Below are 11,072 nucleotides of genomic sequence, written 5' to 3' on the forward strand. Positions count from 1 at the left end.
TAACGCCTCCTTAGAAAAATTGTTCCTTTATTGGTATACCCTAAATTCTCAGAAAAGCGCTCGTTTTGAATCAAAAAAACCCTCCATGCTTCTTAGGCATAGAGGGCAGCTCTTATTCTTCTTCACGTTTCGGTACTTGCTGTGGCTGTTTTGCTGGACTTTGATCATCTCCACCGTTAGGATTATTCCCTTTTTTCGGTGGCTTTCCTGGATCTGTTGGTTTTGTACCCCCATCTCCTGGATTTGTTCCTCCGTCACCTGGTGGTTTTGGCTTACCGTCATCTTTTGGCGGTTTTGGTTTATTATCACCGTCACCTGGTTTATCGTTGCCTCCATCGCCTGGTTTTTGGTCAGGTGGTGTGGTTGGACCTTCTGGTGGTTGATCGCCATCTTTTGGCTTATCTTTGTTATCATCGTCCTTTTTATCTTCATCGTCTTTCTGATCTTGATCTTCTTTCTCTTTGTCTGCATCATCTGCAGGATCTTTTTTCTGATCATCATCTGATACTTCTGGTGGTGCTGCTGGCATAGAAGTTCCTTCCACATATAGCTCTCCTCCGCGTTCTACAACAGATGAAGGCTTTTGGAAATCCTCTGTATCTTTATTTTGCGAAGCATAGCCGACAAGAGATTTGAAAATCATTTTAGAAATATTTTGATCTTGATGTCTAACGTACGCATTGGCTCCCGGTCGATCATAACCAGTCCAGACGGCAGCAGTATAGCGTGTCGTATAGCCTGCAAACCATGCATCCGTGGATCCATCACCAGCAACACCCGCTGGCATATTCGTTGTTCCCGTTTTTCCTGCTACATCAAGACCAGGAATTTGGGCTGCTGTCCCTGTTCCCGTTTTTACAACCGAGCGAAGCATATCCGTTACCATATAAGCCGTATATTCGCTCATTGCTTGTTTTCCTTTTTGTTCATACGTCTTTTCTTCACCGTTCGGATACACAACTTTTCGCACAGTCGTTGGTGTATGGTATACACCGTTGTTTCCAAATGCTGAGTAAGCACCAGCCATTTGAAGCGGAGAAACACCTGTTTTAAAGCCTCCGATGGCATACGCTGGCATGATTTCTTTTAAACCTAGTCCTAGGTTATTAGCAAATTGCTTGGCACGATCTGCACCAACTGCTTGGAATGCTTTAATAGCCGGTATATTATAAGATTGCTCTAGCGCTTTTCTCATAGAAAGCGTTCCGTGGAATTGATGATCCCAGTTTTGAAATTGTTTTCCGTTAATTTGTAATGGCTCATCTTTTATTCCAGTAGCTGTTGACCATTTTAAATGCTCAATAGCCGGACCATAATCAAGTACAGGCTTAATCGTTGATCCTGGTTGTCTCGCAGTATCCGTCGCATAGTTAAAGCCTGTTGCAACAGCAGTATTGGCATCATTACGACTACCACCGATCGCTCGAATTTGCCCTGTTTTCGTATCTAATAATACAACACCTGCTTGGAACTTTTTATCAGGATATTGAACATAATCATTGGTTTCTAACACTTTTTCAGCATGCGTTTGTGCATCTGGATCGAGTGTCGTATAAATTTTCAAGCCACCTTCGAATACATCCTTTTCGGAAATCCCTTGCTTTTCAGCATCTTTAACAACTTGTTGGAGGAACGCTTCATATTGTGGCTTTTCTTGTTTCTTTTTCACAACCATTTTTTCAATCGATTGTTTTTTGGCTTTTTCTTCTTGGTCTTTTGTAATAGCACCATATTTATTCATTAAGTACAGAACCGTATTACGACGATCCTTCGCATTCTTCGGATATTTGTATGGATCATAGCCGTTTGGTCGCTGAGGTAAGCCTGCTAACAAAGCTGCCTCTCCTGGCGTTAATTCATCAAGCTTTTTATCAAAATACAACTTAGCCGCTGTTTTTACGCCATATGCTCCATTTCCAAAGTAAATACGATTTAAGTAAAATTCTAAGATTTGATCTTTTGAATATTGTCTTTCTAGCTGCATCGCTAAATAGGCTTCTTGAAGCTTACGTGTTGCTGTTTTTTCCATTGTTAAAAAGGAATTCTTAACAACCTGTTGTGTAATTGTACTAGCCCCTTCAGAGCCATATCCTCTCGTGAGATTGGATAGTACTGCACCAAGAACACGTTTTGCATCAATACCATTATGCTTATAAAAACGAACATCCTCCGTATCTACAAAGGCTTTTCTCACTAATGGTGGAATGCTATCAATTTTTGCATAATCCCGCTTTTCTCCGCGAACGATAGAAGCGACTTTTTTGTCGTTCATATCGTACACCGTAGAAGAGCTGGAATACTTCAATTTATTAGGATCTAAATCCGGTGTTCCGTGAATGACTTTATAGGCATACGCGCCTCCGCCTCCAAGTACTAACAGAAGCAAAACGAGAAAAGTACGAAACCCGTATTTTAGAAATTTACGAAAACCCGTCGGCTTTACTTTTTCTTTTTTTGACGGTGGTTTTTTACCGGTTTGTTTTCGTCGATCCATTCTTGAAGATGAAGTGTTATTTTCCATGACTACTCTCCTTCATTTAATCCGATGGACGTTTTATACTAAAATAGTTTAAATTACCTCATCACTAACATTATACTATTTTAATAGATAAACCCCCACTTTGAAAACTCAAATATTACATTTTTGTTACAAAGGTTCTATGTTACACCTCCATATTCGCTTATTATAATCCTTATGAAATAAAAAATGAACAAGAACCTTTCATTATGAGTGTAAACTCTTTTGTTAGCAGCTACTTTTCGAGTCTGTTGCGCGCCATTCCTTTCCTATAAAAAAAGAGCAACCTCATAGATATAAAAGGTCGCTCACTGTTTGCTCATTTTGTACGTGGCAGCTATAATCAATTACTCTTCTCTTAATCCTCGTTTCCCTTTCTTACGCTCCATACGCGCACTCCATACATCAACTTGACGTTTCTTATACCGTGATACTTTTGAAGCTCGTTCTTTCGTTTCTACTCCTTCTGAGCGTTCCCATTGATCAAACATCATATAATTAATTTTCATCATTCCTCATCCCTTCTAGGCCACATTTTCAATTTCTACACTTTGTATAGCAGCAATTGCTTTAATTTCATAGTAAACTTCTGAAGTATACCGTTCATCGCTCATCAGTACATGTAAATCAATTTCATTTTCTTGTTGTGGTAAATCTTTAATTTTCACTTTTTTTATATGAAGATCTTTCGCTTTAATTTTTTTTAACACATCCGTAACGATTACATTTTTATGAAGGGTTAGTGAAATATGAATTTCCTTTTCACGAAAACAACGTGGCCCCAACCGTTTCATCACTGCCGGCATAACCTCTACACTAAATAATATTAGACCAACAGCCAAAACGGCTTCCAAATAAAAGCCTGCACCACAGGCAATGCCGATTCCAGCCGCTCCCCATATAATGGAGGCAGTTGTTAAGCCTGATATAACGTCATTATGTCTTCGTAAAATAACACCCGCTCCTAAAAAACCGATACCAGAAATAATTTGAGCCGCCAGCCGCATCGGATCCATCCGCACTTCATTTGTTTTTGGAAATAAGTACGCGGACTCGATTGATATAATTGTTAACAAGCAAGAAACGATTGAAATAACCATACACGTTCGCAATCCCACCGGTTTCCTTCGAATCTCTCGTTCTATACCTATTAACATACCTAACAACACAGTAACGCCTAGCTTGATTGCCATATCCATTCCACTTGTCACCTTTTATTCTCTTTACGATTGATAAACGCTTCTTCCATCCTTCTTCTAATACGTGTCTCACGCTTTACGGGTAGTAGTCACTCATCATACAATTCCTTTCCTAATGTTATAAGCAAACTGTTCTCCCATTTATAATGTGTTTCATCTACCATTACGAGTTGGCGCATCGAAAGACGAAAAAAAAGCCTACCAGAAGAGGGACTCTTCGGTAGACTTTACAAAGCTCATCACTAAATAAGCGTGTAAATTACACGATTGCGGCGCCTCTCTCCATACGCTTACGAGGTTAGCTGACGGATTCGGGCTAGAGAGTAGCCCTACCTAAAACCTTTAGGATTCACCCCATGCTATCAATGGATAACAGAATGGTTCCCCCGCTTTCAAACTTGAAATTAAGCGATAAAGACACATTATTCTTTTTTCAACGCTCTCGAAAAATGAGCGAGAGCGATGGAAGATAGCCATAATCTTACTCCTAGCACTTCTGCTTGTAAATTGGAAAAAAAGCTAAAAAACGAGACAAATCATCCGTTTTTTAGCTTTTCATACGGTAGTATCAAAGAAAATAGTATATTTTCGCTTATTTTCATTAAATATCAGTGAACTTTATTTTCTTTGAAGTACAAAGGTAGAAATAGCCGAAACACTTACTTGTTTTCCTTTTACAGTCGCTAACGTTTTCGTACCTGCTTGCTTCCCATCAACGAGAACACGCCACGTTCCCTTAGTCGGTAACGTTACAGTTACCGCTTGACGATTTGCATTATGAATAACGAGTAAGTCTTTCTGATTTTCACCTCTAAGAGAGTAGACCACCGTATTAGCTGGTGCTTGGATAAATGATACACTCTTCCGAATTGCTTTTGCCGTTGACAACGTTAGCAGTGGTTGTGTTTTGCGTAGTGCAATTAATCCTTTAACATAATTATTTTCTGCTTGAAACTCATAGGCTCGTTGCCAATCAAGTTGATTAACAGCATCGGATGATTTATAGCTGTTGTGATCGCCGTCTTTTGTTCTCATAAACTCTTGTCCTGCATGAATAAAAGAGATTCCTTCACTAGTTAATACAATGGAAGATGCTAATTTATGCATTTGCTTGCGCTCAGTTACTGAAGCGGTAGGGTTTGTTAAGGTAAGTTTATCCCAGAGCGTTAAATTATCATGTGCCTCAACATAGGAAATCACTTGAGTTGGTTGCTGATACGAAGCAATTGATGATGGGTAGTCAATTCCTGCCTTTATACCCTCCTTAATCGCAGCTTCTTTATGACTTTGTCCATTCACAAATCCTTTATCTACGTTCTCGAACACGCTTCCTTTTAAGCCATCTCGAAGCTGATCATTAAAGTGAGCAATGTTTTCCATTTTTTTTGCGTTTTTTTGATTGGCTTTAACGTTTGGATCGAGCGGAGTATTTAAGTCCCAGCCTTCGCCAAGTACAATAATAGATGGATCAATTTTGTTTAAGGATTTTCGGACGGCATTCATCGTTTTTACATCTAAAATGCCCATTAAATCAAAGCGGAAGCCGTCTAAATTGTATTCTTTCGCCCAATAACTAACAGAATCAACGATAAATTTAGACATCATCTTTCGCTCTGATGCGGTATCATTCCCCACTCCTGTGCCATTACTTAATGTTCCATCTTCGTTATATCGGAAGTAATAGCCTGGAACTAGTTTATGAAAACTAGATTGCTGTGCTGAAAACATATGGTTGTAAACGACGTCCATAATGACACGCATGTTATTATGATGAAGCCCTTTTACCATCGTTTTTAGTTCTTTAATCCGCACGGCAGGCTTGTAGGGATTGGTTGAATACGAGCCTTCCGGTGCATTATAGTTTTTTGGATCATAGCCCCAATTATATTGAGGTTTAGTAAGTTTCGTTTCATCTACTGTTTGATAATCGTAGATTGGTAGGAGTTGTACATGAGTGACGCCTAAATCTTTTATATGGTTTAAGCCCGTCTTAACACCTTTTGGTCCAGTTGTATTTTCTTGTGCAACACCTAAATATTTCCCTTTATGCTTAATGCCGCTTTTCGGATGAATAGAAGCATCGCGTACATGCAATTCATAAATAACAGCTTTTTGTGGCGAAAAGCTTGGCATTCTCTTTGTAAAATGAGTTGGATTGGTTTTTGCTATATCAATAATAGCTCCCTTATCACCGTTTACACTCACGGCTTTTGCATAGGGATCGACAGCTTCATTAGAGCCACCAGCGACGTTTACTTTATACGTATAATAGCGTCCTGCTTGATTGCCTTTTACTTCTGCTTTCCACGTCCCATGCTCTCCTCGCTTCATCTTACGAACGTGACCCTTTTTATCATTCCAATGATCATACATAATAAGCTCAGCTTGGGCTGCGGTTGGTGCCCATAGCTTAAAACTAGTTTTCTTTTTAGAATACGTATTCCCAAGGTCTTTGCCTTTATAGAAAAAACGTTGATCAAACGCCTTACTTCGCACCACTTTACCAATTGATGCTTTTGCTGTTCCAAAATTTTTCTTACTTATTTTATAGGTCTTTGTTAAATCCCATTCTTTCTTAGTGTAGACATATACTTTATTCGTAACTTTTTGGCCATTAACAGGCACAACCTTTTGAATCCTAACCTTTCCACTTAGAGAGAGCCCATGCTTCTCTGTATCAAATGGAATGTTTGTTTCTACCGTCATGCGGTGAAACGAATCAATGTTGCTTGAAATAATTTTTGGTGAAATGTCAAGATCACTGGCATCATAGAAAACGCGTTCTTGGCCTTGGGCAATCCAAACCTCAGCAGAACCATCTTCTTGAAAGCGCGTAATAAATCGATCGCCAAATTCTTTTTGCTCCCACTCGTTCCCTTTGACACTTTTGCGGAGAATCATACCTACTTTATGAACATTCTGTAGGTCATTCCACTTCATTTTCGCCACTTTTCCAAAGGCATCCTTTTCTGTGAATGGTATGGCTTTTCCTTTACCATGTTCCGGCCAAGCCCAGAGATTCCAACCATCATATTGGCCGTCATAACGATTATAATGAACAGTTACATCTATGTTCTTATACGCAGGTGTTTCTCGATATTCGCCATCTGGTGGCTCACTATACGTTTTCTCATCACCTGATTTTACCCATACTTCCCCTTCGCCACCCGATAGCGTAATCGTGCGGTCGCCGCCGTCTTTCTCCCACGCATCGGTTCGAACGATAAAGCCTGCTTTTTTTATAGCGCCTTCCACTGTGATTGTCGCTATCTTTCCAAAGGCATCTTCTCCGTTAAAAGGGTACGCTTTCCCTTCTTTTCCTTCAGGGAAAAACCAAATATTCCAGTCTTTCGAATCATTCTTTCCTTTTTGATAATGAATAATTACGGTGCTTTTCGAGACCACTGCAAACGATTGCACGAAACTGGTTGAAAAGCTCCCTCCAAGTATTACGAATAAAGCAACTACAATCGTTGCTATTCGCCTTCCTATGTTTTTCATAGTCAATCCCCCTAGGCTTATACTCTTAAACTGCACACCTCCTTACTGTATCATGGGCGGTCTCTTTAAGAAAGCGTTTGCATAAACTTTTTTACCCTCGTACTTCCTTCTATACACTTACTACACTTTTTATAAAAATAGTGCTTATATTTCCCTTTTTTCTGTATATCCTTTATAATGCGCAACATGGACATAAGAAAGGAGTGGCAAGATGAAAAAGTTAGTAACGGTACTTCTCGTCGGATTACTTGCCTTTGCATTAGCAGCTTGTGGAAACAAGGATAAGAAAGAGGACAAAGCCGACAATTCAAACAAACAAGAGCAGCAATTGAAAGATATGCAAAAGAAACTCAATGCCCAAAAAGTGGACGAGAACAAAGTTGTTGCTGTAGTTAATGGAAAAGAGTTAGTGGGTAAAGACTATAACCGCGCCCTTTCTTCCGCACAACTTCAAATGCAACAAACAGGACAAGACCCTACAAGTAAAGAGGGCGAAAAAGCAATAAAAAAACAAACGTTAGATAATCTTGTTAATAATTCAGTCGTGCTCCAAGAAGCTGAAAAGAAAGGGTTCAAACCAACAGCTAAGGAAGTTTCGTCTGAATTTGATACAACGAAAAAGCCTTATAAAACCGATCAACAATTTAAAGATGCACTTAAGAAAGCTCATCTAACAGAAGATCAACTAAAGAAACAAATTACAGATGGACTAACCATTAAAAAGTATATTAAAAAAGAAATCCCCACTGAAAAAGTATCAGATCAAGAACTAAAAGATTTTTACGATAAAAATGTTAAAAACAGTGGCGATAAAAAGCAAAAAGCACCAGCGTTTGATAAAGTGAAACCCCAAATCAAACAACAAATAGAACAAGAAAAACAACAAAAACAAATCATGAAACGCGTCGATGAATTGAAAAAGAATGCAAAAATTGATTTGAAGATGTAAGACAAAAAGATAGAGCCAGAGGGTTTTCATTCTGGCTCTATCTTTATTTATATTCTTTTCAGTGGTGTTTGATCATTTACTATATTGTCTAATTCAATCGTTCATAAAACCCATATTTACTTTTCACTTAACTTAAATCGTTTTGCATAATACTCATTGGCTTTTTTATATTTAAAGTGCTTAGTATAATACTGTGCAGCCTCTTCATACACATCTAAAAGGAGTTTGTAACATTGATTTTTCTCTAAATATGGAATAGCAGATTGCTCTAGAAAATGCTCATACTCATCTTTTTGAATATAATTTTCTATTTGATGTTCCAGTAATTTAAATAAAATAGTACATACACTCGTCTCACTTATAGATTTATACCCTTTAAGCAACCATTTTCTAGCATGATTAAAATCCCTTTTTTTTATATAAGCTTTTATAATAACAAATATGGTGAACTCTATATTATTACCTTTATTTTCTTTATAGCTTTTCATTAAATAATGAAGTGCTTTATCATAATTAGATTCTAAAAAATAACAAAATCCTAAATTATGCAACACACAACCTAATTCTTCTCTATAAATCGGATTGTTTTTCATAACTCTCAATGCAATATAGTAATGTTTTCTAGCCATAGAATAGGCTTTGAAATACATACTACATATTCCTAATAGGATATGACAATCGGTACTGCGCTTATAGTTAGCTTGTTTTTCTAATTTACCTAGTGCTTTTTTAGCTAAAAACATGCATTTTTCTCGAAAACCCAAATCAAGGTTTAACACGGCCAGATGATAGTAAAATATAGGATCGTCAATGTTTCCTTCAATCATTAATTTTTCAGCTTCTTTAAATAGATTATGAGTTTTATCTAGATTTTTAAGCTGATTTTCATACATAGCTTCAAAAAACACAAAATAATAACGGGTATGAACGGAATTGCTCAATGTAATGATATGCTTAATATCATCGATTACAACTTTAGCTTTTTTAAAATCTTTACAGAATATATGATACCGAATAGAAATAACTTTATATAAAAGTACAATTTCTAAATCATCAACTTTATGAATGATACCACGCAATGAATTATATTCATATAAACATTGTTTCTCGTTGCGATAGTTAATATAATCTAGCCAAGACATAATCTGCTGACGAATGCTACCTATATCTAGAGTAGGACCTAGATCTACGTTTATTTTCAACCGTTTTTTTAACGCCATTACAATGTCTTTACTCGGTACTATAGTATTATTTTCAATTTTACTTAAATAAGAAACAGAGCAAATTCCTTCACTGACTTCTTTTTGTGTAAGTTTTAATTTTAATCTTCGATAATACAGTTTTTTCCCTTCCACTTTCAATACCGATCCTTTTTTATCAATACTAAACAGCTACAAAGTTCAAGCTGCTTACACATATTTTTTATATAACTTATTTAACTTAATATAATAATTATTTGCACTTTTATGAGCATGTTTAGCTGTATAGTAGTTTGCAAGTGATTCATATAAATGAAGTAAAAATAGGCGATTTTGTGTTTTTTCTAAATATGGTAAGGCTGTATCTTCTACGTATGCTTGATAAGCTGAAGTATGTTCCGTTTTATTCATTGCGAACTTATGGAGCATTAATTCAATCAAATCCACACTTTGCTCTTTGGTTTCCATTGCATTAAACCCATTATTTAACCAAGAATGGGCCTTTTCTATGTCATCCGTCTTAAAATACGCTCGTGATAGCGCACAACAAACTTGGGCATGGTTTATGCTGGTCACGTCATAGCTCTCTAAAAATAATTTAATTGCTTCTTCGTATAGTTCTTCATCATATAAACTTTTACCAAAATGATAAAGAATTGGAGCCATAAATTCTGAGAAGACCGGATTTGTTCGCGTAGCATTTAAAGCTGTTTTAAAGTGCTCTTTAGCTGTTGTATATTCTTTTATGTATCTGTTTAACCTTCCAAGAAGTATGTGGCATTCTAAACTTCTTTTATAATTAGCAATAGCATCAAAATCGGCTATTGCTTCTTTAGCAAATAAAATGCCATGGTGAAACATCCCTATTTTCATACAGAAAAATGCCAAATGATATAAAAAATCTGAGTCCTTCTTTCCAATATCAGAGCCTAAAGAGTAAGCTTTTTCATAAAATTCATGAGCACTTTCAAAATCACATATCATCTCGGCATATAAAGCATTATTAAATACAATAAAGTATTGTAATTCGTTATCTTCAATCTTTCTATCTTGATTTAATAAATCTAGTTGATCAAGAAGTTCTTTCGCTTTTGTTTGTTCCTCATAATATAAATGAAATCGTATACAAACCGTGTAATACAAAAGCAACAATTTAGGGTGATCCATATCCTGCATTAATTCTGTTATTTTTTGATAACCACTCATAATTCTATCTTCTTGATGAAAAATTAAGGCACGATGCCACTCATGAATTTCTTGTTTAATATGTACTATTTGTGTCTCATCATAAGAAGAGCGCGTCATTTCTAGTCGATCATACAAAAGATTAATTATCTCTGAACTAGCAACTATACTATTGTTTTCAATTTTGCTTAAATAAGAGACCGAGCATATTCCTTTGCTTGCTTCCTTTTGTGTTAATCCACGTTTTTTTCGATAATAATATATTTTGTTGCCATCCAAAGCACGATCCCCTCACTTTACTCCTTTACAGGGAGTATTTTCACGTGAAAATTTTATCATAATTTTAGGTGAATTCAATAGATTTAATGAAATAAATTTCAAAGTATAACAAGTCTTAGTTTAAAAAATGCTAATTCCCCCTCTTATACTGTGTTTATTACACACCACTCTATTAAAAAACACACTAAAAAAACGACCAAGCAATGTTGAACTGCACCCCAATTGTTAGACATCATTAACAA

7 protein-coding genes and 1 riboswitch are annotated in these 11,072 nt (G+C 36.6%); of the genes, 1 reads left to right on the plus strand and 6 read right to left on the minus strand.

Features of this window, described 5'->3' with window-relative positions:
* Window positions 1-112: 112 nt before the first annotated feature.
* From A374_RS05975 to pulA, 4 genes are all read right to left on the minus strand, one after another.
* Complete coding sequence (locus tag A374_RS05975) at window positions 113-2,521, minus strand: transglycosylase domain-containing protein (protein WP_007201298.1); 2,409 nt, start codon at window positions 2,519-2,521, stop codon at window positions 113-115.
* A gap of 344 nt (window positions 2,522-2,865) precedes the next feature.
* Window positions 2,866-3,030, minus strand: coding sequence for a hypothetical protein (locus A374_RS20490; protein ID WP_156793143.1), 165 nt, complete (start codon window positions 3,028-3,030; stop codon window positions 2,866-2,868).
* 12 nt (window positions 3,031-3,042) lie between these two features.
* A complete protein-coding gene (locus A374_RS05980) occupies window positions 3,043-3,717 on the minus strand; it encodes an MgtC/SapB family protein (RefSeq protein WP_007201299.1) in 675 nt (224 codons plus the stop codon).
* A gap of 271 nt (window positions 3,718-3,988) precedes the next feature.
* Window positions 3,989-4,138, minus strand: a riboswitch (cyclic di-AMP (ydaO/yuaA leader).
* Window positions 4,139-4,335: 197 nt separating this feature from the next.
* Entirely contained in the window at window positions 4,336-7,218 is a 2,883-nt protein-coding gene (gene pulA, locus A374_RS05985; protein ID WP_007201300.1) for a type I pullulanase, read from the minus strand.
* Window positions 7,219-7,429: 211 nt separating this feature from the next.
* On the opposite strand from pulA, the gene A374_RS05990 reads away from it, so the two are divergent.
* Window positions 7,430-8,167: a SurA N-terminal domain-containing protein gene (locus A374_RS05990; RefSeq protein ID WP_007201301.1), complete on the plus strand. Its 738-nt coding sequence runs from the start codon at window positions 7,430-7,432 to the stop codon at window positions 8,165-8,167.
* 116 nt (window positions 8,168-8,283) lie between these two features.
* Here A374_RS05990 and A374_RS05995 read toward each other — a convergent pair whose 3' ends face one another.
* Both A374_RS05995 and A374_RS06000 read right to left on the minus strand, forming a co-directional pair.
* The gene (locus tag A374_RS05995; protein WP_007201302.1) at window positions 8,284-9,522 is read right to left on the minus strand and encodes a helix-turn-helix domain-containing protein; all 1,239 of its coding nucleotides are present in this window, start codon (window positions 9,520-9,522) and stop codon (window positions 8,284-8,286) included.
* A 54-nt stretch (window positions 9,523-9,576) separates the two neighbouring features.
* A complete protein-coding gene (locus tag A374_RS06000) occupies window positions 9,577-10,830 on the minus strand; it encodes a helix-turn-helix domain-containing protein (RefSeq protein ID WP_007201303.1) in 1,254 nt (417 codons plus the stop codon).
* Window positions 10,831-11,072 lie beyond the last annotated feature (242 nt).

It is taken from the genome of Fictibacillus macauensis ZFHKF-1 (assembly GCF_000269865.1).
GTDB classification, from domain to species: domain Bacteria; phylum Bacillota; class Bacilli; order Bacillales; family Fictibacillaceae; genus Fictibacillus_C; species Fictibacillus_C macauensis.

Excerpts from the sequence above, each read along its gene's own strand:
- A374_RS05975 (WP_007201298.1), bottom strand. The coding sequence starts at position 2,521 with ATGGAAAATAACACTTCATCTTCAAGAATGGATCGACGAAAACAAACC.
- A374_RS20490 (WP_156793143.1), bottom strand. The coding sequence starts at position 3,030 with ATGATGAAAATTAATTATATGATGTTTGATCAATGGGAACGCTCAGAA.
- A374_RS05980 (WP_007201299.1), bottom strand. The coding sequence starts at position 3,717 with ATGGATATGGCAATCAAGCTAGGCGTTACTGTGTTGTTAGGTATGTTA.
- pulA (WP_007201300.1), bottom strand. The coding sequence starts at position 7,218 with ATGAAAAACATAGGAAGGCGAATAGCAACGATTGTAGTTGCTTTATTC.
- A374_RS05990 (WP_007201301.1), top strand. The coding sequence starts at position 7,430 with ATGAAAAAGTTAGTAACGGTACTTCTCGTCGGATTACTTGCCTTTGCA.